Below are 24,191 nucleotides of genomic sequence, written 5' to 3' on the forward strand. Positions count from 1 at the left end.
CAGGGGCGCGGTCAGAGGGCGGTGGTCACGCGCTCGCGTGGCGGTGCGGTCGTGGGCGGTGCCTGGGCGCGTCTGCGGCGCACGGCGGTGAGGGTGCCGAGCAGGGCGAGCGTGAGCACCGAGGCGCCCCCGACGGCCGTGCCCAGTCGCAGCCCGGGCGGGTGAAAGGTGCAGGTCAGCGAGGTCGTGGTGGCGGCGGTGCCGGCCAGGGGGACGGCGATCAGCCCGTGGTACTCCCCCGCCGGCCGGGCCGCGCCGCCGCCGGTGGCGCACCGCCAGCCGGCGATCCGGGGCGCGGCGACGACCGCGATCCCCTTGCTGCCCGCGGGCAGTCGGGCCCGGATCGTGCCGTCGGAGACGGTGACCTCGGTGGCGCCGGCGGCCGTCAGCCGGGCGGCCGCCGCGCGCAGGCGTGCGGTGTCCAGGCAGCCGATCGCACCGCCCGGGATACGGCCGGGCCGCTCCGGGGTCAGTTCGATGCGCAGCCGGCCGGAGGCCGGGGCCGGGCCGAGCGGCGCCATGGCGGCGCGGCTCCGCGGGTACTCGAAGTGGAAGCGGGCGGCGGTGCCGGCGCCGTGCTGCCGTGCCGTGCCCGAGTAGTGCGGGGCCCACAGGTACACCTGGGTCCCGGCCGGGCAGCGGGCCGTGATCGTCGGGCTCGTCACGGCGTTCCCGGAACCGACCCGGCCTCCCCTGGCCGGCTTTCCGGTGTCGCCGTGCACGGCGAGCCGGGGCACGGTGTAGACGCGGCTGCCGAGCAGCAGTTCCTGGTTGCGGTACGGCGACGGCCCGAAGGGGGCCCGGTCGGGAGCGGTCCGCACGGTCACCAGCGGCGGCACGTCGCGCCGGGTCACGGTCACCCGGCCGCCGTCCTGCGGCACGTGCTTCTGGTGCGGGTCCGGCGGCGAGTGGACCCGGGCGCCGACCGAGAAGATCACGTCGGTGACGGCGTTGTCCAGGCTCTGTACGCTGCGGCCGCGCGAGGTCCAGCCGTCGCCGAGCGCGGTGAGCGTACGGCTGAGGACGTCGGAGGTGAGACTGCTGTAGTACTGGGCCCCCTGGCCGCCCACCAGCATCGGGTCGTTGCCGACGGTCTGCTCGCGGCCGGGGTCGGTCCGGTACCGGGGCCAGCCATCGGCCCCCGCGACGACGTCCGCCTGCCGCTGCTGCCGCTGTCCCCAGGGCGCGTAGTCGTCCAGGTGTCCGAGGCGCAGCCGGGTGGCCACGGCGGAGGTGGCGGCCGTCTCGCCGAGCTGCGCACCGAGCAGGAGGACGACGGCCAGGCCGGCCAGCCGGGTGCGCCGGCCCGCGTGGGCACGGGCGAGCAGGGCCAGCCCGCCGAGCGCGCCGGCGGTGGCGAGCAGCAGCACCGGCCAGGCGAAGGCCCGCACCAGGCCGCTCCGGCCGGCCACGAGGGCGATCAGGGTGAGCAGCCCGGCCGCCGCCGTGAGCGCGCGCCGGTCGGGCGGGCCGTACGACAGCGCGTGCCAGGCGGCGATCACCAGCAGCCCGCAGAGCACGAAGGCCTGGCGGTAGGGGCTGCCCTGCGGGGTGGCGAAGGCGTGCCAGACCAGGTGGGTCGGCGCCCACTGCAGCGACAGGGTCACCGCGAGCACGAGGAGCGTCCAGCCCGCACGCACCCGGACGGGGACCGCGCGGTGGAACGGCAGCGCGAGGGCGAGCAGCAGGGCCGTGATGCCCACGTAGACGGCCGGGGAGCCGAAGCCGTACGTCGCCGGCAGCAGCCGGGCCAGCACGTCCTCGCTCGCCACCGGGGCGAACTGGCGGACGCGGCCCGGGTAGGCATGCTGGGTGCCGAAGTAGACGACCGTCACCAGCGGGGCGGCCAGGCCCATGCCGAGGACCCCGGTGAGCACGGCGCGGCCGGCCGCCGCGAGCGCCCGCCGCCGGGGCAGGTCCGCGAGCAGCAGCCGGAGCAGCAGGACCAGGGCTGCGCCGGCAGTGGCCATGTAGGCGGTGTAGAAGTTGGCCGTCCAGGCGAGGGCCACGACGAGGACGCCCAGGTGGCGGCGCCCGGCGATGGCCCACTCGCCGACCAGGCACAGCAGCGGCAGCGCGACGAGGCCGTCCAGCCACATGGGGTTGTAGGAGGCGTCGGCGACGCTCCAGCCGCACAGGGCGTAGGCGGCGCCGAGCAGGCCGGCCGCCCACCAGGACCCCGCGTCGCCGGCTCGATCCGGACGAGACCCCCCGGGACGCAGGGCGAGCAGCAGGCAGGCCATGGCGGCAGCCGCGGCCGCGGTCTTCAGTCCGGTGACGACGTACACTGCGAGGTCGATCTCGTCCCGCGGGAAGAGCGCCACGAGCAGTGCGAACGGGCTGCCCAGATAGGTGCCGATGTCGGGCAGGAAGCTGGAGCCGTAACCGGACTGCCAGTTGACGAGGAGGCCGCCGTCGGCCCTGCCGTGCAGCAGGTCCCACAGGTGGGCGTGGAAGGGCACGTACTGGTTGCCCAGGTCGTTGACACTGCGGGTGCGGGGGCCGAACGGGTAGCTGCGGGCAAGGACGTCGGCGGCACAGAACGCCGTGATCGTGACGGCGGCGGCGAGCAGTGCGGCGGCCCGCCTCGGCCGGGACATCTCTTTCACACCCTGTTCCTGTCCGGGTGCCGCCGCGCGCTGCAATGCATTTTCGGTGCTCCCCCACGGAATGTATGCCTCGTCGATTCGCCGTCTTAGACGGGACATGTTTCTTGTTGGTTGTGCGCTCAGCGAAAAGTGAGGCGCCTTCTTCCGAATACGGGAAACACCGTGTGAATTTCATGACGCCGAGGAAAACAAATGCTTTCCGGTTGATGTTTTCAAGGTGAACCGGACCCGGACCCGGGTGCGCTTGACCTGGAGCGCGCTCCAGGTTCTACGGTTGTGGTCATGACCAGCGGACAGCCTCTCCCGCAGGACCGGGAGTCCTCGTTGACCATCGCCCAGGTGGTCGAACGCACCGGCCTCTCGCACGACACGCTGCGCTACTACGAGAGGGCCGGCCTGATCGAGCGGGTCGGCCGCACCACCGGCAACCAGCGGCGCTACCAGGCGGCCGACCTGGCCTGGCTGGAGTTCCTGCTGCGGCTGCGCGAGACCGGCATGTCGATCGCCGACATGCAGCGCTTCGCCCGGCTGCGGTCGGCAGGGGACGCGACGGTCGCGGACCGGCTGGAGATGCTCCGCGAGCACCGCGCCGAGCTGGCCGGCCGCATCCGCGCGCTGAGGCGCAACGCGGTCGCACTGGACGACAAGATCGATCACTACCAACGGCTGCTCCACGAGCGGCAGCCGGGAACGGACGACCTCACATGAGCGAGAGCACCACCCGTGACGAGCGTTTCGCGTACGGCCTGGAAGTCCTGAAGAAGGTCGACGGCGAGGCCGGGCAGCGGGTCGTCGACTCGCTCGCCGACATCAGCCCGGAGCTGGGGCACCAGATCGTCTCGTGGGCCTTCGGGGAGATGTACGACCGGCCCGGGCTCGCCCCGCGCGACCGCCAGCTGGTCACCCTGGGCATGCTCACCGCGCTCGGCGGCTGCGAGGCCCAGCTGGACGTGCATGTGAACGCGGCACTCAACGTGGGCCTCACGGCCGAGCAGATCACCGAGGCGCTGCTGCACTCCGCCGTCTACTGCGGCATGCCGAAGGCGCTGAACGCGACCTTCGCCGCGAAGAAGGTCTTCGCCGAGCGCGGGCTGCTGCCGCTCGGACAGCAGCCCGCGGGCGGCACCGCGGCGGCCTCCGCTTGATGACGGGCGGCTTCTGGCCCGTGGCCGACGTCCTGGCCCACCTGGCCGGACGCTGGCGGGTGGAGCGGACCGTGCGCGATCTGGCGAGCGGGGACGAAGGGCGGTTCGAGGGAGTCACCGTCTTCAGCCCGCTCGACGGCGGCGGACTGCTGCACGAGGAGTCGGGGACCTTCACCTGGCAGGGCGTGGCACGTCCCGCGACGCGCACCCTGTACTTCCTGCCCGGGGCCTCGCCCGGCACGGCCGACGTCCGTTTCGCTGACGGCCGGCCCTTCCACGACCTGGATCTGACCTCGGGACGGTACGCCGTCGGCCACCCCTGTGCGGCCGACCTCTACCGGGGCGAGTTCACGGTCACGGACGCCGGCCACTGGCGCTCGGTGTGGCGGGTCGGCGGACCGGCGAAGGACCTGCTGCTGACCACCGACTACGTGCGCGAGGGCTGAGCCGACCCGCCGTCCAGGCGGAGGTTCCAGCGGCCCGAGCGGCCCGTCACGGTGGACGTGGACAGCGGGCGGACGTCGATGTTCCAGTACGTCGCGGGCGGCGCCTTCAGGGCGTACACCAGGGCGGCGCGGATCACCGAGGGCTCGGCGACGGCGACGATCCGGCCGCCGTCGCCCACCGGGCGCGTGTCGAGCCAGCTCGCGACCCGGGAGATGAAGGCCAGCAGCGACTCGCCGCCGTGCGGGGTGGAGCGCGGATCGGCGAGCCAGGCGTCCACGGCGTCCGGTTCGCGGGCCATCGCCTCGCCCAGTGTCAGCCCGCGCCAGCGGCCCATGTCGCAGTCGCGCAGCGCGAGCTGGACCAGGGGGGCGTACCCCAGGGCGTCGCCGGTGGCACGGCTGCGCGGGGTCGGGGAGCAGTAGCGCAGGTCGGCTGCCCGCAACGGCAGCAGGTCCCAGGCCATGCGCTGCACCTCGTCCCAGCCGGCCTGGTCCAGCGGCCGGTCGTCCTCGAAGCGCTCCGCGAGCAGCGGGGAGCTGCGCGCGGCTGCGACGAACGTGACCCGAAGTGGCATGCGGTGATGGTGAGCCTCGGGTGTACGCAGGTCAAGGCCCGTTACCCGGGGTGTGCGCCCGCTTACCCGAAGAGGTGGACCATCCACTGGTCGGGACGGTCCAGCGGCCGGAAGCCCACCTTCTCGTACACCCCCTGGGCGTCCTCCGTGGCCAGCAGCATGCGCCGCAGCCCGAAGGGCCGCAGGTGATCCCGGATCCGGCCGACGAACGCCGTGCCGACGCCCTTGCCGCGCACCGAAGGGTCGACGTACACGTCGGCGAGCCAGGCGAACAGGGCCCCGTCGGTCACCACGCGCGCGTACGCCACCTGCTCGCCGGAGGCCGTCGCGTACACCCCGAAGTTGATCGAGGACGCCATCGCGCGCTCGTGCTTCTCCCGCGGGCGGTCGACCGCCCAGTACGCGTCGGTCGACAGCCAGCCGTGGACACGGTCGACGTCCACACGGGCGGTGTCGGCGGAGAACTCGTAGCCGTCGGGAAGCTCGGGTGCGTCGCTCATACCGGGATCCTCACAGGGCCGGCAGGCGGCGTCGAATCGATTTGCCCGGTGGTACGACCGCCTTCCCGCCTGGGCACGCCCGGCCTCAGAGCGCCTCGTCGCACGCCACCCGCAGCCGCCGGATCCCCTCCGTGATCTCCCCCACCCCCGCCACCGCCGCGAAGCTCAGGCGGAGGTGGGCCGCGGGGGGTTCGGCGCTGAAGTACGGGCGGCCGGGGGTGAGTGCGACGCCGTTGCGAAGAGCGGCGGCGGTCAGGGCGGACTCCCCGCCGGAGCCGAAGGCCTGGGAGGCGCCGCCCGCGCCGTCGGGGAGACGGAGCCAGAGGTGGTAGCCGCCGGAGGGGATGTGGGGCAGGGCGAGTTCGGGCAGGTGGAGGGCCAGTTCGGTCGCCATGGTGGTGCGGCGGGTCTTCAGCTCGGCCGACAGGGCCCGCAGATGGCGGGGCCAGGCCGGGGACCCGACGAGTTCCAGGGCGGCCTCCTGGAGCGGCCGGGGGACGAAGAAGCTGTCCACGACCTGGATCGCCCGCAGGCGTTCCAGCACGGGCCCGCGCGCGGCCAGCGCGGCCACCCGGAAGCTGGGCGAGGTCGCCTTGGTCAGCGAGCCGACGTGGACGACCACGCCGTCGGGGTCGTCGGCGGCCAGCGTGCGGGGCAGCGGGCCGGAGTCGGCGTGCACGAGGCGTCGTACGAAGTCGTCCTCGATGACGAACGCGCCCGCGGCGCGGGCGATGCGCAGCACCTCGGCCCGGCGGTCGGGGGCCAGGACCGCGCCGGTCGGGTTCTGGAACAGGGGCTGGCAGACGAAGACCCGGGCGCCGGTGGCCCGGAAGGCGTCGGCGAGGAGGTCGGGGCGCACGCCGTCGGGGTCGACCGGCACCGGGACCGGGCGCAGTCCGGCGGCGCGGGCGAGGGCCAGCATGCCCGGGTAGGTGGGCGACTCCACGAGGACCGGGGCGCCGGGCGGGGCCAGCGCCCTGAGGGCCGTGGCCAGCGCGGCCTGGCCGCCCGCGGCGATCAGCACCTCGGCCGCGGTGACCGCCCCGCCGATGCCGCGCGCGAACCACTCGCGCAGTTCCGGCAGCCCGTCCAGGGGCGGTCTCCCCCAGGCGCCGGGCCGCCGTCCGGCCCGGGCGAGGGCCGCGGCCATGGCCCGCTCCGGCTGCAGCGAAGGGTGCGGATAGCCGCCGTTGAACTCCAGCACGCCCGGGGGCGGGGTGGTGAGCGAGACGGTGACCCCGGAGGCGTCCACCGTGCGCGGTACGAGCTCGGCGACGCCGTCGGCGCTCAGCGCGACCTCCTGCCAGGAGGTGTCCCCGGCGGGCTCGGCGACGGCGTGCGGTCGTGCGCGGAAGGCGCCGGCGCCGGGCCGGGTGACCACGAGTCCCTCGGCGGACAGCTGGGCCAGAGCCCGGGAGACGGTCACCGGACTCACCCGGAACCGCTCGACCAGAGCCCTGCTCGACGGGAGCTTTCCACCGGGTGAGTAGCAGTCCAGCTCCCTTCGAAGCTGTTCTGCCAGTTCGCCGACACTGCTACGCTCATGCATGAGAGCACAGAGTAGCGCTACTACCGCAACGGCGATAGCGGTCACCGCTCCCCGCGAACACCGGTCCTTCGGCATCTGGATGGCCGCCCTCGGCGTGACCGCCTTCTCCCTGACCTTCCCGTCCACCGCCTGGGGTCTGGAGAGCTTCGGCCCCTGGTCCCTGGTGGCGGTGCGCGGCGTCCTCGCGGCGCTGGTCGCGGGTGGGTGTCTGCTGGTACTGCGGGTGCGGCTGCCCGACCGCAGACATCTGCCGGGCCTCGCGGTCGTCGCCGCCGGGGTGGTGTTCGGCTTCCCGCTGCTGACCACGCTCGCGCTGCAGACCTCGACCACCTCGCACGCCGCCGTCGTGGTGGGCCTGCTGCCGCTGACCACCGCCGCCTGCTCGGCGCTGCGCATGGGCCACCGGCCCTCGCGGCGGTTCTGGCTGGCGGCGCTGGCGGGCGCGGCGGCCGTGCTCGCCTTCACCGTCGGCCAGAGCGGCGGCGCGCTCACCGCGGCGGACGGCTACCTGTTCGCCGCGCTGCTGGTGTGCGCGGCCGGCTACACCGAGGGCGGGCGGCTGGCCCGGGTCATGCCCGGCTGGCAGGTCATCGGCTGGGCGCTGGTGCTGTGCCTGCCGCTGAGCGTGCCGGCCGCCGTGCTGGCGCTGTCGTACGAGCCGGTGCATCTCACCTGGCACGGGGTGACGGGTCTGCTGTGGGTCTCGGTGGTGTCGCAGTTCCTCGGGCTGGTCGTCTGGTACCGGGGCATGGCGGCCATCGGGATCCCGAAGGCCAGCCAGTTGCAGTTGGCCCAACCCCTGCTCACACTGGTGTGGTCGGCGCTGCTGCTGGGCGAACACCTTACGGCGGCCGCTCCACTGACCGCCGTCGCCGTGCTGGTCTGCATCGCCGTCACCCAACGGTCATGACCGTGAGGAGAGCCTGATGCGCGCAACCGTCGGCGACCAGCTTGTCCAGCACGGCAGGGTGGTCGGCGAACACGACAAGATCGGCGAGATCGTCGAAGTGATGGGCCAGAAGGGCGAGCCGCCGTACCGCGTCCGGTTCGAGGACGGGCACGTGGGCATCTGCTCCCCCGGCCCGGACACCGAGATCCGGCACAAGGAAATGCGAACGTACTAGCTCAGCGCGGTGGCTTCGCCGGCTGCCCGTAGTGGTCGGCGACCACCCGCGCCATCGCTCCGGCCGGATCCGCCGCCACGTCCTTGGCGGCGAAGAACACGTGCCCGCGTACCTGCGGGTACCCGGCGGCGAGCGTGAGGTGCCGGGACAGCTCGACCGGGTCCTGCCACTGCGAGGGCTGCCCCGCGGCTCCCGCCTTGTACAGCGCCTCCCCGATGTACAGCTGCGTCCTGGTCCCCTCGGCCGCCTTCGCCCACCAGTCGACCAGCGTCGCGTAGTCGGCGGCGGCGAAGCCGATGTGCCAGTAGAGCTGCGGGACGATGTAGTCGATCCAGTGCTTGCGCACCCACTTGCGGGTGTCCGCGTGCAGGTCGTCGTACGTCTGCACGCCCGCCCGGGTGTCCGAGCCCCGTGAGTCGGTCGTGGCGTTGCGCCACACCCCGAACGGGCTGATCCCGAACCGGGTGCCGGGCCGTACCTGCTTGACGGCCGCTGCCGTCTCCCGCACCAGTTTGTCGATGTTGTCGCGGCGCCAGGCGGCCCGGGTGTCGAAGTCGCCGCCGTACTCGTCGTACGCGGCGTCGTCGTCGAAGGTCTGCCCGGCGACCGGGTAGGGGTAGAAGTAGTCGTCGAAGTGGACGGCGTCCACCGGGTACCTGACGACCGCGTCGAGCATGGCCTGCTCCACGAAGGCACGCACCTCGGGCAGGCCCGGGTTGTAGTAGAGCCTCCCGCCGTAGGGCACCACCCAGTCCGGGTGCCTGCGGGCCGGGTGCGAGGCGGCCAGCCGGGTCGGGTCGGTGTGATTGGCGACACGGTACGGGTTGAACCAGGCGTGCAGCTGCAGGCCTCGGGCGTGCGCCTCCCGCACGGCCGTGCCCAGCGGGTCCCAGCCCGGGTTCCGGCCCTGGGTGCCGGTGAGGTACTCCGACCAGGGCTCGTACGGCGAGGGCCACAGGGCGTCCGCCGTGGGCCGCACCTGGAGGATCACCGTGTTGAGCCGGTCCCGGACCGCCCGGTCCAGGTGGGCGGTCAGCTCCGCGCGCTGCGCGTCGGCCGTGAGGCCGGACTTCGAGGGCCAGTCGCGGTTGGCCACGGTCGCCAGCCACACGCCCCGCATCTCGGCGGCCGCGCGCGGCCACGGCCAGCGCGGGTCCGGCCGCTCCGGCGCCGCCGCCGAGCCCTGGGCCGTCGCCAGCGTCGACAGCGCCGCCAGCGCGAACGCGCGCCGTGTCGGTCGCCCCATCTGTACACCCCCATACGCTCCGGATCCGCGCCGTGACGGATCGTTCCGCGCCCCAGGATGCCCCCACCCGGACGATCGATCATCGATACTTGGCGGTAACGTGCACGATCGGAGCAGGCGCCGAACCCGGAGGTCTGCCAGAGCCGGAAACCAGCGAAGGGGTCGATGTGACGGACTTCCCATCGGGAGACATTGCGCGCGTCGGAGTCGTGGGCTGCGGCCAGATGGGCGCGGGCATCGCCGAGGTGTGCGCCCGCGCGGGACTGGACGTGAAGGTCGCCGAGACCACCGGCGAGGCCCTGGAGATCGGCCGTACCCGGCTGTACAACTCCCTGGCCAAGGCCGCCGAGCGCGGCAAGATCACCGAGGAGGAGCGGGACGCCACGCTGGCGCGCCTCAGCTTCACCACCGACCTCGGCGAGTTCGCCGACCGCGATCTGGTGATCGAGGCGGTCGTCGAGAACGAGCAGGTGAAGACGGAGATCTTCCAGGTGCTCGACCAGGTGCTGACCCGCGCGGACGCGATCCTGGCCTCCAACACCTCCTCCATCCCGCTGGTGAAGCTGGCGGTAGCCACCTCCCGCCCCGACCACGTGGTCGGCATCCACTTCTTCAACCCGGCCCCGGTGCAGCAGCTGGTCGAGCTGATCCCGGCGCTCACCACCTCCGAGGGCACGCTCGGCCGCGCCCAGCTCTTCGCCGAGAAGGTGCTCGGCAAGCACGCCATCCGCGCCCAGGACCGCTCCGGCTTCGTCGTGAACGCGCTGCTGGTGCCCTATCTGCTGTCCGCGATCCGGATGTTCGAGTCCGGCATCGCGAGCCGCGAGGACATCGACAACGGCATGGAGATGGGCTGCGCCCACCCGATGGGCCCGCTGAAGCTGTCCGACCTGATCGGTCTGGACACCATCGTCTCCATCGCCAACTCGATGTACGCGGAGTACAAGGAGCCGCTGTACGCCGCTCCCCCGCTGCTCCAGCGCATGGTCGAGGCGGGCCGGCTCGGCCGCAAGAGCGGCTCGGGCTTCTACACCTACGGCTGATTACCGTCCGCTACACCTGTGGGCCCGGCACCAATTTCGGTGCCGGGCCCATCTGTTTCACACGCCGTGTGCACGCCGGGCACGCATATGCCCATCGCACACGCTCCCCACGCGCCCACCAGGCGAGTTGACTCCTCATGCGCATGCAAGGGATGCGGAACAACCAGATTCGACTACGGAAAGGAGTGGACCCGTGACCGCCGATCCGGAGCATCCCGTGGTCCATGGAGAACTCGCAGAGTTACGGCGCCGCCTCGACGTGGCGTACGCCCGAGTCGAGGGAGGACTCGCCCTGCTCAGTCATCGCACCGAGGAGACCGCCAAGGAACTGGACGAGCTGCACACGCGCATGAGTTCGCTGGAACACGCACGCTGGCCGCTGCCCTCGGTCGCCGCGCTCACGGCTCTGGGAGCGCTGGTCGTGACGGTCTGGCAGACGCTGGCCCACTAACCGTCCGCGAGCCTCATGTGATGCAGCAGGAGTAACGCGGCCGCCATGTTGGCGGCCGGGACCTCCCCTCGGGCGATCAGGTCGGGGACGACTTTGAGAGGGACCCATTCCCGGCGGTCCGACTCGAAGTCGTCCACGGGGTGCCCGACGTACTCGGCCCGGTCGGACCAGTAGATGTGGTGCCGGGCGTCGGTGAGGCCGTTGGACGGCTCCACGCTCATCAGGTGGTACAGGGACCCCGGCCGCCAGCCCGTCTCCTCCTCCAGTTCCCTGGCGGCCGCGCTCGCGATGTCCTCGCCGTCCTCCACCACACCCGCGGCCAGTTCCCAGCCCCAGCTGTCGGTGATGAACCGGTGCCGCCACAGGAGCAGGACTTCGTTGGCCCGGTTGACCACCGTGGCGACGGCGACCGGCCGCAGCCGGATCAGGAAGTGGTCGAGGTGCCGACCGTCCGGCAGCTCGACATCTGCGAGGTTGACGCTGAACCAGCGGTTTTCATACACAGTTTGTTCGTTCTGTTTCGTCCACTGCACGGTTCTGCCACCTTCCGACGAGTAAGTGGCAATATCGCAGCAGGGACTCTCCAGGCCTACAGCGCAGGCCCCGGCCCGGGGCTACAGCGGTACGCGCAGTGCGCCGTCGATGAGTTCGGCGGCCTCGGCGGTTCCGGCCGAGCCGCAGTTCACCAGGTGCTCGCGTACCGCGCGGAGTCTGTCGCGCAGCCGCTGGGACTCCATCCCGCGGGCCTGCTCGGCCATCTGCACGGCGGTGACCACCGCCTTGTCGGCGTTGCCCTGGCGCAGTTCGATCGTGCTGAGCATGGCGAGCCGGTGCACCCGGCCCCGGTCGTGGGCGGGGTTGTCGACCGCGGCCGCCGCATGCTCCCGCGCGGCGGCGAGTTCACCGAGGCTGAGCAGCGCCTCCGCCACCTGGACGTTGACCAGGCCGGGCTGGACGTAGCCGGTCTCGTCGGGCTCGTACCCGCGCCGGATGCGGTCGGCGGCCGTCTCGGCCCGGCGGATGCAGGACAGGGCGCTGCTGCCGTCGCCGAGGTGGGCGTACGCCTTGGCCTGCATGGCGTAGAGGTCGGAGGCGAGCGCCGGTGTGATGTGCTTGCCCGCGGCGCGCAGCGCGGCCTCGGCGAAGGCGACGGCCTGCCGGTACTCCTTCATGAACAGGGCCTGGTTGACGAGCAGTGCGATCACGTACGCGCCGAGTCCGCGGTCCCCACTGGCCTTTGCCAGCCTGAGCGCCTGGTGGAAGTAGCGCTGGGCGAGACCGTGCGCGTCGGAGTCGTACGCACAGATGCCCGCGATCGCCACCAACCCGCCGGTGGCCCGGTGCAGTTGCCGGCCGGTGGCGTCCGTGTAACTGCCGCGCAGCAGCGGAGCCGCCTCGGCGTTGAGGAACCCGACGATGCGGGTGCGGGTCGCCATGCCGCCGGCCTTGCGGTACATCTGCTCGTAGTGGGTGCGGGCGGCACGCAGCATCTCGATGTCGGCCGCGGTGACCCGGTGCCGGCCGCCGCGGGAGACGTCCACGTCCTCGGGCGGGTTCTCCCACTCCCACACCGGCATGACCGCCGGGGTACCGGTGACCGCGGGAGCGCCGAGCACATGCGGGCGCTGCTGTTCGTCGGAGCGCCACAGGGCGGTGGCGCGCTCCACGAAGCCGGAGAGCGAACCGGTGTGCGGGGCGCTGGGCTCGCCGGGGACCCCGAGACCGATGTCGTCCAGGGTGACCGGCCGGTGCAGCCGTCCGGCGAGCACCTCGCAGATCAGGTCGGGCACCTGGCCGCGTGGCCGCTGCCCCTTCAACCACCGTGCCACAGCGGTGTGTTCGTACCGGAGCGCGAGACCCCGTCGGCGGCCCGCCTGGTTGACGTGGGCGGCGAGACCGGCGTGCGAGATCCCCGCCTCGTCCAGGATCGCGTCGAGCAGAGTGTTGGGCTGCATGAATTGCCCCCCGAGTGGCCTGGTGCCGTCAGCGTAGTGCGTCCGCTTTCACACGGGGTGTGAACGGAGTGCGCGCATCCGCAGTGTGTGCACGCTGTCGCAGAGCGTGGTCCGCCGGTTGACTGGGAGTCCTCGCGAGGCCGGCCAAGCCGCCGGCTCCCCCTCAGAAAGCGGCGGCTTGGCCTCTGGCGGTACCTCGTCCGGACAGTTCGAACTTCCTTCGGTCGTTCCGCAGGACCAGTACCGCCACATCGTCCGCGGGTCTGCCGGCCGTGTGCTGCAGGAGCGCCGTGAACACCGTGCGCAGGACCGTCTGGGGCGTCACCGGTTGATCGCACACGACCTCTCGCAGCACTGTCCGCAGCGAGAAGAACCGGCCGCGGGCGTCTCTGGCGTCCTCCGCGCCGTCCGTGAAGAGGACCAGGGACTCGCCCGGGAGCAGACGGCCGCACGAGGCTGCCGCCAACTCGGCGGGGAGCGGAAACGGGCCCAGGGGCGGGAGCGGGTCGGCGCCCGTGAGGGGCTCCACCCGGGTGCCGCTGAGCAGGTACGGCCACGGGTGACCGCAGTTGAGGGCACGCACCTCACCGTCCCGGGCGATCTCGAGGAGCAGGACGGTGACGAACTCCTCGGCGACCGGCGGGCCGGGGTCCTGCCCGTTCGCCGGGTGGTCGGCACGGGCCCGCTCCCGCAGGTGGCGGGCGTGCGCCCGCTCCAACCGCCGCAGCACATGGCCGAGTTCGGCCTCGTCATGGGCGGCCTCACGGAAGCTGCCGAGGACGGCGGCGACGGTCCCGAGAGCGGCGAGCCCATGACCGCGTACGTCACCCATGACCACACGGACTCCGTACTCGGTGGCGACGGCCTCGTACAGATCACCGCCGATGGCCGCGCCGCGGTCGGCGGACAGCTGGGCCGCCGCCAGGTTCAGCCCGTCGAGGCGGGGCGGCAGGGGCCGTAGCAGCACGCTCTGGGCGGCGCCCGCGACCCGGCGGGCCTGCCTCAGTTCGCACAGCAGCGCATGGCGGACATGGAATATAAGTGCGGTGCCGACGGCGAAGAACACGGCGCTGGTGACGATGCGCGCGCCGAGACCGTTCTGCTGGGCGAGCGGGCAGCCGAACTTGTACGTGACCGCCACGGCTCCCCAGACCGTGGGCAGTACGGCTCCCCGCGCGGTGGGTGCCCGTGCCTTGATGCGGATCATGCCTCTGGTCCCCCATGTGGGCCCTGACAGAGCAGACGGACCGACCCCGAAAGGCCGGTCCGATTCTGTCGAGATGCATGGCCCGGAAGGACCTGATCCCTCCCGACTCCCACTCAAACGAGTGACCTCACCCCAGTCAACCTGCATTTATGCGGCCAACGGCATGGTCACCAGCCCCACGAGCGCGGCCGGCCGCAGACAACCTGCGGCCGGCCGGCATCAGAACCTCGTACGGTGATCAGCCCCGGAGCACGGCCCCGGTCCGCTCGCCCGCCAGGGCAACGGCCGCATCCCGGGCAGCAGATGCCTCGTCCACGGTCAGCGTGCGGTCCCTGGCACGGAACCGCAGCGCATAGGCGAGGGACTTCTTCCCCTCGCCCAGCTGCTCGGCGTTCTCGTACACGTCGAACAGCCGAATGGACTCCAGCAGCTCACCCGCACCCGAACGCAGCGCGGCCTCGACCTCCGCGGCCGGCACCGGCCTGTCGACCACGAGGGCCACGTCCTGCGTGGCGACCGGGAAGGACGAGATGGACGGCGCCTGCGGGACACCGTCGCCCACCGCCTCCAGCGCGTCCAGGTTCAGCTCCATCGCGCAGGTGCGCTCGGGCAGGCTCAGCGCCTTGGTGACCCGCGGGTGCAGCTCACCCGCGTGGCCCACGACCTGCTCCGTGCCGTCGGCGACGACGACCAGCTCGGCGCAGCGGCCGGGGTGCCAGGGACCGTACTGCCCCTTGCGCACGACCAGCTCCGCACCGGCCTCACGCGCGACGGCGCGCGCCGCCTCGACCGCGTCGGCCCAGCCGGCCGGACGGCCGCCGCCCCACCAGCCGGCCTGCTCGCGAGCGCCCGTCAGGACGACGGCCACGTGCCGCGGCTGGTCGGGCAGCGCGGCGTTCAGCTCCGCGATCTCCTCGGCGGTGGGCCGCCGGTCCACGGACAGGTGCCCGGCGACGCGCTGCTCCTCGCGGGGCCGGAAGACCAGGCCCGTCTCGAAGAGCGCCAGGTCGTGCGAGCCCCGGCCGACGTTGCGCCGCATGGCACCCAGCAGGCCCGGCAGCAGGGTCGTACGGAGCGCGGGCTCCTCGTCGTTGAGCGGGTTGACCAGCTTCACGACACGGCGGGCCGGGTCGTCGGCCTCCAGGCCGAGCTGGTCGAAGACCTGCTCGCCGACGAAGGGGTAGTTCGGCGCCTCGACGTAGCCCGCGCCGGCCAGCGCACGGCCGACCCGGCGGTGCAGCCGCTGGCGGTGGGTCAGACCGCGGCCCGAGGGGAGCTTGGGCAGCGTGGAGGGCAGGTTCTCGTAGCCCTCCAGCCGGATGACCTCTTCGGCCAGGTCGTTCGACTCGAGGAGGTCGGGCCGCCAGGACGGGACGGTGACGATCAGCTCGTCCTGCCCGTAGACGTCGCAGCCGATCTCCTGCAGGCGGCGCACGACGGTCTCGCGGCCGTAGTCCACGCCCGCGACCTTGTCCGGGTGGTTCGCCGCGGTGGTGATCGTGTGCGGGGCGGAGGGCGCGACGACCTCGGTGACGCCGGCCTCGGCCGTACCGCCCGCGAGCAGCACCAGCAGGTCCACGGTCCGCTGCGCGGCGGCCGCGGCGGCCTGCGGGTCGACACCCCGCTCGAAGCGGCGGGAGGCCTCCGAGGACAGCTTGTGGCGGCGGGCCGTACGCGCGATGGAGACGGCGTCGAAGTGGGCCGCCTCGACGACCACGTCGGACGTGGCGTTCTCGAGGTCGTCGTGGTCGGCGATCTCGGTGTTGGCGCCGCCCATGACACCGGCGAGGCCGATCGGGCCTCGCTCGTCGGTGATGACGAGGTCCTCGGCGTGCAGCTTGCGCTCGACGCCGTCGAGGGTGACGAGCTTCTCGCCCTCCTCGGCCCGGCGCACGCCGATCGTGCCCTGGACCAGCTTTCGGTCGTAGGCGTGCAGCGGCTGGCCCAGCTCCATCATCACGTAGTTCGTGACGTCGACGGCGAGCGAGATCGGGCGCATGCCGACCTTCTGCAGCCGGCGCTGCAGCCAGATCGGGGAGCGGGCCTCGGGGCTCAGACCGGTGACGGTGCGCGCGGTGAAGCGGTCGCAGCCGGCCGGGTCGGAGACCTGCACCGGGTAGCCGAACGCGTTCGGGCCGGGGACGTCGAGCAGCGCCGGGTCGCGCAGCGGCAGGCCGTAGGCGATGGCGGTCTCGCGGGCGACGCCGCGGATGGACAGGCAGTCGCCGCGGTTGGCGGTGACGGCGATGTCGAGGACCTCGTCGACCAGTTCCAGCAGCTCGATGGCGTCCTTGCCGACCTCGGTCTCCGGCGGCAGCACGATGATGCCGTGACTGCCGTCGTCACCCATGCCCAGCTCCTCGCCGGAGCAGATCATGCCGTGGGACGTCTTGCCGTAGGTCTTGCGGGCGGCGATCGAGAAGCCGCCCGGCAGCGTGGCGCCGGGGAGGACCACGACGACCTTGTCGCCGACGGCGAAGTTGCGGGCGCCGCAGACGATCTCCTGGGGCTCGCCGGTGCCGTTGGCCTGGCCGACGTCGACGGTGCAGAAGCGGATCGGCTTCTTGAAGCCCTCCAGCTCCTCGATGGTCAGCACCTGGCCCACGACCAGCGGGCCCTTGAGGTCGGCGCCGAGGTGCTCGACGGTCTCGACCTCGAGACCTGCGGAGATGAGCTTGGCCTGGACGTCGCGACCGGTCTGAGTCGCCGGCAGGTCGACGTACTCCCGCAGCCAAGAAAGCGGGACCCGCATCAGATCTCCATCCCGAACGGCCGGGTGAACCGGACGTCACCCTCGACCATGTCTCGCATGTCTTCTACGTTGTGGCGGAACATCAGCATCCGCTCGATGCCGAACCCGAAGGCGAACCCGCTGTACTTCTCCGGGTCGACGCCGCAGGCGGCCAGCACCTTGGGGTTGACCATGCCGCAGCCGCCGAGCTCGATCCAGCCCTCGCTGGAGCAGGTGCGGCAGGGCCGGTCGGGGTTGCCGACGGACTCGCCCTTGCAGACGTAGCAGAGCATGTCCATCTCGGCGCTCGGCTCGGTGAACGGGAAGAAGTTCGGCCGCAGCCGGGTCTTCATGCCCTCGCCGAACAGCGACTGGACCATGTGGTCCAGGGTGCCCTTGAGGTCGGCCATGGTCAGGCCCTCGTCCACGGCGAGCAGCTCGACCTGGTGGAAGACCGGGGTGTGCGTGGCGTCCAGCTCGTCCGTGCGGTACACACGGCCGGGACAGATCACGTAGACCGGCAGCTCGCGGTCGAGCAGGGAGCGGATCTGGACGGGCGAGGTGTGGGTGCGCAGCACGACACCGGACTCGGAGCCGCCGTCGGGGCCCTGCACGAAGAAGGTGTCGGCCTCGCCGCGGGCCGGGTGGTCCGGGCCGATGTTCAGTGCGTCGAAGTTGAACCACTCAGCCTCGACCTGCGGCCCCTCGGCGACCTCGTAGCCCATGGCCACGAAGATGTCCTCGATCCGCTCGGAGAGCGTGGTCAGGGGGTGGCGGGCGCCGGCCGGGACGCGGTCGAAGGGGAGCGTGACATCCACGTCCTCCTCGACCAGCACACGGGCGTCGCGCTCGGCCTCCAGCTCGCCCTGGCGGGCGGCGAGGGCCTTGTTCACGGCGCCGCGGGCCATGCCGACGCGCTTGCCGGCCTCGGCCTTGGCGTGCGGGGGCAGGGCGCCGATCTCGCGGTTGGCGAGGGCCAGCGGGGAGGCGGGGCCGGTGTGAGCGACCTTGGCCTCGTGGAGCGCGTCGAGGGAGTCCGCGGCGGCGAAGGCGGCGAGCGCCTCGTCCCGCATGCGCTCGATCTCTTCCGGTTTCAACGCCTCGACCTCGACAGGGTCGTACGACTTATTGGGTGCGGACATCTCTTCCCGTGCTTCCGATTGGCTGGCGGATGGTCCCCGTCACCGACTCGCGAGGGCCGCGTGAAGGACACAAAGGTGCCAAAGGCCGAGTCTAACGGGGTGGGGGTGGACGAATGGCCCGTGGGCCGCTAGGCGAGATACGCCGGGGCTGCCACGGGCAACGTAAATCGGAACTCGGCGCCGCCGCCGGTGGCGCGGCCGACCGTGATGAGGCCGCCGTGGGCTTCGACGATGCCCTTGACGATGTACAGCCCCAGACCCGTGCCACCGCGCTTGCTGCCCCGCCAGAAGCGGGTGAAGACGCGGTTCATGGATTCCTCCGGGATGCCGGGCCCCTCGTCGCTCACCGTGACCGACGTGCCGGTTTCCTCGCCTTCGCGCGGGGATGCCGAGGGCGTGACATCAATGGTGACGGTTCCCTCGCCGTGCCGCACGGCATTTTCCAGCAGGTTGCTGAGCACCTGGTCCACCTTGTCGGGGTCGGCCCACAGGGCGGGCAGGGGCTGCTCGATGCGCAGCAGGAAGCGGTCGGCGGGCTGCCCGGCGGCGACGTAGGCCTGGATGTGCCGGCCGACGGCCGCGCCTATGTCCACGGGCTGGCGCCTGACCTCCAGCCGCCCGCTGTCGATGCGGGAGATGTCCAGCAGCTCGGCGATGAGCCGGGTGACGCGGTCGGCGTCGGCGTCGACGGTCTCCAGCATCAGCCGTTTCTGGTCGTCGGTGAAGCGTTCCCACTTGGCGAGGAGCGTGGCGGTGAAGCCCTTGACGGAGGTCAGCGGGGAGCGCAGTTCGTGGGCGACGGTGGCGATCAGCTCGGCGTGGCTGCGCTCGGTGCGGCGGCGGGCCTCGGTGTCCCGCAGGCAGACGACGACGCGGTGGACGGCCCCGAGGGGTTCGGCGCGCACGTACCGGGCCGAGACCAGCACCTCCCGGCCGCCGGGCAACAGCAGGTTGCGCTCGGGCTGCCGTACCCGGATGGCGAGACCGCCGTAGGGGTCGGTGAGCTGCCACCAGCGTCTGCCCTCCAGATCCTCCAGGGGCAGGGCCCGCTCCAGCTGCTGCCCGAGGGCGTCGGCGGCACGGACGGCGGTGATGCGTTCGGCGGCGGCGTTGAAGCAGATCACCCGGCCGTCGTCGTCGGCGACGACCAGGCCGTCGGGCAGCTGGTCGGGGTCGATGCCGAGGTCGGTCTCGGCGCAGTCACCGTGCCGGGGCGCGGGGGTGCGGCGCACGTCCCGCCCGTCCGGCGCAGTGCTGGTGCCGACCACACTCATCCCCGTACCCCACCTCTCAGACGGCGCAGGGCCCCGAGCTGGCCACCCTACTAGCTCTCGGTGACGGAACGGCACCCTTCGGAGGCGCGCTGTGCACGGGCCGACGCATAGAGACATACGGCGGCGGCGGTCGCGAGGTTCAGGCTCTCGGCCTTCCCGTGGATGGGGACGCGGACGACGGCATCGGCGAGGTCGCGGGTCTCCTCCGGGAGCCCCCAGGCCTCGTTGCCGAACACCCAGGCGGTGGGTCCGCCCATCGTGCCCTTGTCCAGTTCCTCGTCCAGATCGCGGTCACCGGCTCCGTCGGCGGCGAGGATCCGGACGCCGGCGTCCTTCAGTCCCGCCACGGCGTGCTCGACGGGTACGCCGACGGCGACCGGCAGATGGAACAGGGAGCCCACGGAGGCGCGTACGGCCTTGGGGTTGTACAGGTCGACGGAGGCGTCGGTGAGAACGACCGCCTCGGCGCCGGCGGCGTCGGCACAGCGCAGCACGGTGCCTGCGTTGCCCGGGTCGCGGACGTTCGCGAGTACGGCGACGAGCCTCGGCCGGGCGGCGAGGACGTCCTCGAAGGGGGTGTCCAGGAACCGGCAGACACCGACCAGTCCCTGCGGGGTGACGGTGGTGGAGATGTCGGCGATGACCTCCTCGGAGGCGAGGTGCACCCGGGCGCCGGCGCCGCGGGCCTCTCCGACGATGTCGGCGTACCGCTCCGCGGCCTCCACGGTGGCGAACAGCTCGACGAGGGTCGCCTGCCCGCCTGCCCGATGCCCGGCGGCCTCCCGCACGGACTGCGGCCCCTCGGCGAGGAACAGCCGGTCCTTGCCCCGGAAGTTCCGCTTGGCGAGCCGCCGCGCGGCGCTCACACGGGCGGACCGGGGAGAGATCAGCTCGGGGCTGACGGGGGGCATGAAAGTCACCTCTGCTTCGAAACACAAGCGGACCCGCAGGCTTCCGCAGCCTGCGGGTCCCTTCAGTCACGCGGCCCGGAGCCGACGCGGCGTCACGCAGCCTTGGGGGCGTTCACGTCCGCCGGCAGCGCCTTCTGGGCGACCTCGACGAGGGCGGCGAAGGCACCCGCGTCGTTGACGGCCAGCTCGGCCAGGATCTTGCGGTCGACCTCGACGTTCGCGGCCTTCAGACCCTGGATGAAGCGGTTGTACGTGATGCCGTTGGCGCGGGCAGCGGCGTTGATGCGCTGGATCCACAGCTGACGGAAGTCGCCCTTGCGCTTCTTGCGGTCGTTGTAGTTGTAGACCAGCGAGTGGGTGACCTGCTCCTTGGCCTTGCGGTACAGGCGCGAACGCTGACCGCGGTAGCCGGAGGCCTGCTCGAGGATCGCCCGGCGCTTCTTGTGGGCGTTGACTGCCCGCTTGACGCGTGCCACTTGTTAACTCCTTGTAGCGGGGTCGTGGGGGTACTCACACGACCCGGAAACGATTGGGTCCCGGTCCAGACGTACGGCGCTCGGACGGCGCCGCGACGTCACTTGCCGAGAAGCTTCTTGATCTTCGCGGCGTCGCCCGGGGCCATCTCGGCGTTGCCGGTGAGGCGACGCGTCACGCGGGACGACTTGTGCTCGAGCAGGTGGCGCTTGCCGGCGCGCTCACGGAGCACCTTGCCGGAGCCGGTGACCTTGAAGCGCTTGCTGGCACCGCTGTGCGACTTGTTCTTCGGCATAGCGCCGTTCTCTCCTCGTCGGTGGCGTTCCGGTGCCCGGTCGTGAAACCGGGCACGGTGGAACGTCGCTCTTGTATCGGTTACATCCTCGGGGACTCGCGTCCCCCGGGATCACGCCTCGGCGGAAGCCTCGGCAGGGGCCTCGGCGTTCTCGGCGGTCTCGGCGTTCTCGAGGTCCGCGGCGTTCTGCGAGCGGCCCGGGTTGGCCTTCGCCTCGGCCTTGCGGGCCTCCTGCGCCTGACGCGCCTCGGCCATCGCCTCGGTCTTCTTCTTGTGCGGACCGAGAACCATGATCATGTTGCGGCCGTCCTGCTTCGGGTTCGACTCGACGAAACCGAGGTCCTGGACGTCCTCCGCCAGCCGCTGCAGCAGTCGGTAGCCGAGCTCCGGCCGGGACTGCTCGCGACCACGGAACATGATCGTGATCTTGACCTTGTCGCCCTGCTTGAGGAACCGGACGACGTGACCCTTCTTGGTGTCATAGTCGTGCGGGTCGATCTTCGGCCGGAGCTTCATCTCCTTGATGACCGTGTGCGCCTGGTTCTTGCGCGCCTCACGGGCCTTCATGGCCGACTCGTACTTGAACTTCCCGTAGTCCATGAGCTTGCAGACTGGCGGACGGGCGTTCGCCGCGACCTCGACCAGGTCCAGGTCGTACTCCTGCGCAAGCTCCAGTGCCTTCGCCAGCGGGACGATGCCCACCTGCTCGCCACTGGGACCGACAAGTCGCACCTCGGGAACGCGAATCCGGTCGTTGATGCGGGGCTCGGCGCTGATGGATCCTCCTCGGTAGCACCACACGGCGGTCTGGCGGACAGCCGCGTATGTCTCTTTTCGTTAGACCTAACCGCGCCGAAGCACAAAAAATGCCCCGGACGATCACAGGCGGGGCTCCAACGACAACCGGAGCACCGCCGCGTTGACCGCGGGGCGCACATCGGGCGACTCCATCGTCCGTACGGAACGATGGTGGCCGCCTGACCGGATGACCCGCCGTCCCTCGGGACAGTCAGGTGGGAGATCGGAGCCTCCACTTGTTGGCCGGACACAGACATGTCCAGCCGGTCGCCAACCAGGTTAGCAGGATCGCTTGACAAGGGCTAATTGGGGCCGGGTGGGGCTGATGAAGACAACCTCCCGCCCTCGCCTATCGTGTGAGGCATGAGTGAGACCCCTCCTGAGAACACCGACTTCGACGCGATGACCCGGGACATCGCCGAGGTCCCCGCCGTCGAGGTGATCGTGACGGTCGCCGTCAACCTGATGAGCGCCGCCGCCGTGAAGCTCGGGCTGAGCGAGGAGGGCGACAAGTACAAGGACCTGGACGAGGCCCGCAAGCTGATCACCGGTCTCGCCGGACTGCTGGACGCGAGCGCGACCGAGATCAGCTCGTTCCACGCGGCCCCGCTGCGCGACGGCCTGAAGTCGCTGCAGCTGGCCTTCCGCGAGGCCTCGATCGTCCCGGACGAGCCGGGCCAGGGTCCGGGCGAGAAGTACACCGGGCCGGTCTACGGCTAGACCGGCCACGACTGACCGATCTTCTCCGTACGGGGACTCACCCCGTACGGGGCTCATCGCGTACGGGGGCTCATCCCCGCACGAACAAGGGCTCGCCCGGAGGTGTGGTCCCGGCCGGCAGCAGTGCCAGGTCGAGGCCGCGCACCAGGCGGGCCCGCAGTGTTTCGTCGGCGGCCAGCCGCGCGGCGACCGCGCGGGCGGCCTCGGCGGGCGCGGCGGCCGGGTCGAGGACGAGGGCGAGGGTGCCGTCGGCCTGACCGGGACCCAGGTGTGCACGGAGCACGGCGGGCTCGGCTGCCACGGCGGCGCGGACGGCCTCGACGACGGCCGGGTCGGCGAGCGGGTCGGTGCTGGTCCGGCCCTCGGCGAGGGCGAGCAGCGCGGGGCCGGTCAGTTCGAACGGCACCGGTCCGGCCAGGTCCAGGACGACCGTGTCCGCCTTCTCGTGCGCGGCGGCCTGCAGCGCCTGGTGCAGGGGCACGGCGACCGGGCGGGCCGCCGGGTCCCAGCGGGCCAGGGAGTCGGTGGAGGTGAACGCGGGCAGGGCGGTGCGGCCGCCGGCCTTCAGCGTGGGTACGGCCATGTCGCTGGTCTTCTCGCGGCGCAGCCCGTTCTCGTCCTCCTCTACCTCGCCGAGCACGGCCACCACGGGCACGAGCAGCCGGGCGCCCCTGAGCGCCTCCAGGACGGGGCCGACGGCGGTGCGGTCCTCGGCCCAGGCCGCGAGCGCGGCGCTCAGCCGGGGGTCGGCGGAGCCGTCGTCGTCGGAGAAGCCGGGGTCGGGAATGTTCTTGTTCGCCACGGTCACCGACCCTATCGGGGGGAAGCTGCCGGGCTTGTGCGGGGCCGGAAGCCGGGCCGGCACCGGCCTCACAGGAATCTCAGCATTCCCCGAGGCAGATCCAAGGCCCGTCCAACGGAGCGCACAGTCCGCGCCCCGAGCATCGCGGACATGGAGTCCCCCAGAGCCAGTCGCCGCCGTGCGCGCCGCTCCCGCCGCCCGCTTCTCTTCACGGCGCTCGCCGTGGTCGCCGTCAGCGGGGTCACGGCGGGCGGCACGGTCTATGTGAAGACGCGGGCGCACTCCGGTGCCGGGGCCGTATCGTCGGCGGGGTCGCCGTCGGCCTCCTCCTCGGTCACGGCGGGCGAGGAGGCATCGGTGGAACCCGCGACTTCGCCGTCGGCCGTCGACCGGAAGGCGGCGCTGTCCAAGGCCATGGCCGCGGTGAGCGTGCCGTCCGGCGCGCAGGTGTCGGCGGCGGTGCTGGAACTGGACTCCGGGGAGAGTGCCGGATACGGCGAGGAAGCCTTCGACACGGCGAGCATCGTCAAGGTCGACATCCTGGCGACGTTGCTGCTGCAGGCGCAGGACGCCGGGCGGCATCTCGCCGCCTCCGAGAAGGCGTACGCCACGAAGATGATCGAGAACAGCGACAACGCGTCCGCGACGGCCCTGTGGCACACGATCGGGCGGGCCGGGGGGTTGGACGCGGCGAACGAGCGGTTCGGGCTGTCGGCGACCTCGGGTGGTGACGGTGAGCTGTGGGGGCTGACTCAGACCACGGCGGCCGATCAACTGGTGCTGCTTCAGCAGGTGTTCGGGGAGGAGTCGGTGCTCAGCGCGGCCTCGCGGACCTATGCCCAGGGGCTGATGAAGGGGGTGGAGGCCGATCAGCAGTGGGGGGTGTCGGCTGCCGCCGTGGGGTCTTCGTGGGCTTTGAAGAACGGGTGGCTGGCGCGTAGCACGACCGGGCTGTGGGACGTGAACAGCATCGGGCGGGTGACGGTGGACGGCTCCGACTACCTGGTCGCCGTGCTGTCCAGGGGGACGGTGAGCCAGGCGGAGGGGATCACGTTGGTGGAGGCCGCAGCGAAGGCTGCGGTGTCCTCGTTCGCCGCGTCCTAGGTGTATTGATCACGAGCGTTGTTGACACTGGGTCTTGATCATGGCGAAGACCTCCGGTGTGGTGGAGCTGTCTAGGAACGCACCACACGG

Annotated in this window: 25 protein-coding genes; 9 read left to right on the forward strand and 16 right to left on the reverse strand. The window is 71.9% G+C overall.

Annotation, left to right across the window (positions count from 1 at the left end):
• Positions 1-11: 11 nt before the first annotated feature.
• Entirely contained in the window at positions 12-2,600 is a 2,589-nt protein-coding gene (locus FB157_RS19130; protein WP_145881297.1) for a YfhO family protein, read from the reverse strand.
• A 291-nt stretch (positions 2,601-2,891) separates the two neighbouring features.
• On the opposite strand from FB157_RS19130, the gene FB157_RS19135 reads away from it, so the two are divergent.
• Genes FB157_RS19135 through FB157_RS19145 form a run of 3 tightly spaced genes read left to right on the forward strand, consistent with a single transcriptional unit; the run spans position 2,892 to position 4,200 of the window.
• Entirely contained in the window at positions 2,892-3,317 is a 426-nt protein-coding gene (locus FB157_RS19135) for a MerR family transcriptional regulator (RefSeq protein ID WP_145881298.1), read from the forward strand.
• Positions 3,314-3,754, forward strand: a complete 441-nt coding sequence (locus FB157_RS19140) for a carboxymuconolactone decarboxylase family protein (RefSeq protein ID WP_145881301.1) — start codon at positions 3,314-3,316, stop codon at positions 3,752-3,754. The genes FB157_RS19135 and FB157_RS19140 overlap by 4 nt, the downstream gene beginning before the upstream one ends.
• Positions 3,754-4,200: a DUF6314 family protein gene (locus FB157_RS19145; RefSeq protein WP_145881302.1), complete on the forward strand. Its 447-nt coding sequence runs from the start codon at positions 3,754-3,756 to the stop codon at positions 4,198-4,200. The genes FB157_RS19140 and FB157_RS19145 overlap by 1 nt, the downstream gene beginning before the upstream one ends.
• Here FB157_RS19145 and FB157_RS19150 read toward each other — a convergent pair.
• The 3 genes from FB157_RS19150 to FB157_RS19160 form a co-directional block, all read right to left on the reverse strand.
• A complete protein-coding gene (locus FB157_RS19150; RefSeq protein WP_145881304.1) occupies positions 4,182-4,775 on the reverse strand; it encodes a histidine phosphatase family protein in 594 nt (197 codons plus the stop codon). The two genes, FB157_RS19145 and FB157_RS19150, sit on opposite strands and share 19 nt — an antisense overlap.
• A gap of 62 nt (positions 4,776-4,837) precedes the next feature.
• A complete protein-coding gene (locus tag FB157_RS19155; protein WP_145881306.1) occupies positions 4,838-5,275 on the reverse strand; it encodes a GNAT family N-acetyltransferase in 438 nt (145 codons plus the stop codon).
• An 85-nt stretch (positions 5,276-5,360) separates the two neighbouring features.
• Positions 5,361-6,824: a PLP-dependent aminotransferase family protein gene (locus tag FB157_RS19160; RefSeq protein WP_145881308.1), complete on the reverse strand. Its 1,464-nt coding sequence runs from the start codon at positions 6,822-6,824 to the stop codon at positions 5,361-5,363.
• On the opposite strand from FB157_RS19160, the gene FB157_RS19165 reads away from it, so the two are divergent.
• Entirely contained in the window at positions 6,823-7,734 is a 912-nt protein-coding gene (locus FB157_RS19165; protein ID WP_145881310.1) for a DMT family transporter, read from the forward strand. The genes FB157_RS19160 and FB157_RS19165 overlap by 2 nt on opposite strands.
• A 16-nt stretch (positions 7,735-7,750) precedes the next feature.
• Positions 7,751-7,948 carry a DUF1918 domain-containing protein gene (locus FB157_RS19170; RefSeq protein ID WP_145881312.1) on the forward strand — a complete coding sequence of 66 codons (198 nt, stop codon included), beginning with the start codon at positions 7,751-7,753 and terminating at the stop codon, positions 7,946-7,948.
• 1 nt (position 7,949) lies between these two features.
• Here FB157_RS19170 and FB157_RS19175 read toward each other — a convergent pair whose 3' ends face one another.
• Positions 7,950-9,194 carry a glycoside hydrolase family 10 protein gene (locus FB157_RS19175; RefSeq protein ID WP_145881314.1) on the reverse strand — a complete coding sequence of 415 codons (1,245 nt, stop codon included), beginning with the start codon at positions 9,192-9,194 and terminating at the stop codon, positions 7,950-7,952.
• 167 nt (positions 9,195-9,361) lie between these two features.
• On the opposite strand from FB157_RS19175, the gene FB157_RS19180 reads away from it, so the two are divergent.
• Together FB157_RS19180 and FB157_RS19185 are read left to right on the forward strand one after the other, a co-directional pair.
• Positions 9,362-10,237: a 3-hydroxybutyryl-CoA dehydrogenase gene (locus FB157_RS19180; protein ID WP_186581571.1), complete on the forward strand. Its 876-nt coding sequence runs from the start codon at positions 9,362-9,364 to the stop codon at positions 10,235-10,237.
• Positions 10,238-10,430: 193 nt separating this feature from the next.
• Positions 10,431-10,688: a hypothetical protein gene (locus FB157_RS19185; protein ID WP_145881316.1), complete on the forward strand. Its 258-nt coding sequence runs from the start codon at positions 10,431-10,433 to the stop codon at positions 10,686-10,688.
• Here FB157_RS19185 and FB157_RS19190 read toward each other — a convergent pair.
• From FB157_RS19190 to infC, 10 genes are all read right to left on the reverse strand, one after another.
• Complete coding sequence (locus FB157_RS19190) at positions 10,685-11,221, reverse strand: NUDIX hydrolase (RefSeq protein ID WP_186581572.1); 537 nt, start codon at positions 11,219-11,221, stop codon at positions 10,685-10,687. The two genes, FB157_RS19185 and FB157_RS19190, sit on opposite strands and share 4 nt — an antisense overlap.
• Before the next feature lie 81 nt (positions 11,222-11,302).
• Positions 11,303-12,643, reverse strand: a complete 1,341-nt coding sequence (locus FB157_RS19195) for a transcriptional regulator (RefSeq protein WP_145881318.1) — start codon at positions 12,641-12,643, stop codon at positions 11,303-11,305.
• Between the two features lie 163 nt (positions 12,644-12,806).
• The gene (locus FB157_RS19200; RefSeq protein ID WP_145881320.1) at positions 12,807-13,850 is read right to left on the reverse strand and encodes a PP2C family protein-serine/threonine phosphatase; all 1,044 of its coding nucleotides are present in this window, start codon (positions 13,848-13,850) and stop codon (positions 12,807-12,809) included.
• Between the two features lie 238 nt (positions 13,851-14,088).
• The gene (gene pheT, locus FB157_RS19205) at positions 14,089-16,602 is read right to left on the reverse strand and encodes a phenylalanine--tRNA ligase subunit beta (RefSeq protein ID WP_145881321.1); all 2,514 of its coding nucleotides are present in this window, start codon (positions 16,600-16,602) and stop codon (positions 14,089-14,091) included.
• Positions 16,602-17,723, reverse strand: a complete 1,122-nt coding sequence (gene pheS / locus FB157_RS19210; RefSeq protein WP_145881323.1) for a phenylalanine--tRNA ligase subunit alpha — start codon at positions 17,721-17,723, stop codon at positions 16,602-16,604. Before pheS ends, pheT begins: the two co-directional genes overlap by 1 nt.
• Positions 17,724-17,851: 128 nt before the next feature.
• Complete coding sequence (locus FB157_RS19215; RefSeq protein ID WP_145881325.1) at positions 17,852-18,997, reverse strand: ATP-binding protein; 1,146 nt, start codon at positions 18,995-18,997, stop codon at positions 17,852-17,854.
• Between the two features lie 50 nt (positions 18,998-19,047).
• On the reverse strand, positions 19,048-19,908 hold the full coding sequence (locus tag FB157_RS19220; protein WP_145881327.1) for an RNA methyltransferase: 861 nt from the start codon (positions 19,906-19,908) through the stop codon (positions 19,048-19,050).
• A 92-nt stretch (positions 19,909-20,000) separates the two neighbouring features.
• Positions 20,001-20,384 (reverse strand): 50S ribosomal protein L20, encoded by a 384-nt coding sequence (gene rplT / locus FB157_RS19225; protein WP_055492778.1) that lies wholly within the window; start codon positions 20,382-20,384, stop codon positions 20,001-20,003.
• A 98-nt stretch (positions 20,385-20,482) separates the two neighbouring features.
• Positions 20,483-20,677, reverse strand: a complete 195-nt coding sequence (rpmI, locus tag FB157_RS19230) for a 50S ribosomal protein L35 (RefSeq protein WP_004933563.1) — start codon at positions 20,675-20,677, stop codon at positions 20,483-20,485.
• 111 nt (positions 20,678-20,788) lie between these two features.
• Positions 20,789-21,478, reverse strand: a complete 690-nt coding sequence (gene infC, locus FB157_RS19235; RefSeq protein ID WP_186581573.1) for a translation initiation factor IF-3 — start codon at positions 21,476-21,478, stop codon at positions 20,789-20,791.
• Positions 21,479-21,838: 360 nt separating this feature from the next.
• On the opposite strand from infC, the gene FB157_RS19245 reads away from it, so the two are divergent.
• A complete protein-coding gene (locus tag FB157_RS19245) occupies positions 21,839-22,195 on the forward strand; it encodes a DUF1844 domain-containing protein (RefSeq protein WP_145881329.1) in 357 nt (118 codons plus the stop codon).
• Positions 22,196-22,265: 70 nt separating this feature from the next.
• Here FB157_RS19245 and FB157_RS19250 read toward each other — a convergent pair whose 3' ends face one another.
• On the reverse strand, positions 22,266-22,997 hold the full coding sequence (locus FB157_RS19250; RefSeq protein WP_145881330.1) for an SseB family protein: 732 nt from the start codon (positions 22,995-22,997) through the stop codon (positions 22,266-22,268).
• Positions 22,998-23,147: 150 nt separating this feature from the next.
• Here FB157_RS19250 and FB157_RS19255 point away from each other — a divergent pair, with 150 nt between their 5' ends.
• Complete coding sequence (locus tag FB157_RS19255; RefSeq protein WP_145881332.1) at positions 23,148-24,101, forward strand: serine hydrolase; 954 nt, start codon at positions 23,148-23,150, stop codon at positions 24,099-24,101.
• Positions 24,102-24,191 lie beyond the last annotated feature (90 nt).

This window comes from Streptomyces sp. BK340 (genome assembly GCF_007827595.1).
In the GTDB taxonomy this organism is placed as follows: domain Bacteria; phylum Actinomycetota; class Actinomycetes; order Streptomycetales; family Streptomycetaceae; genus Streptomyces.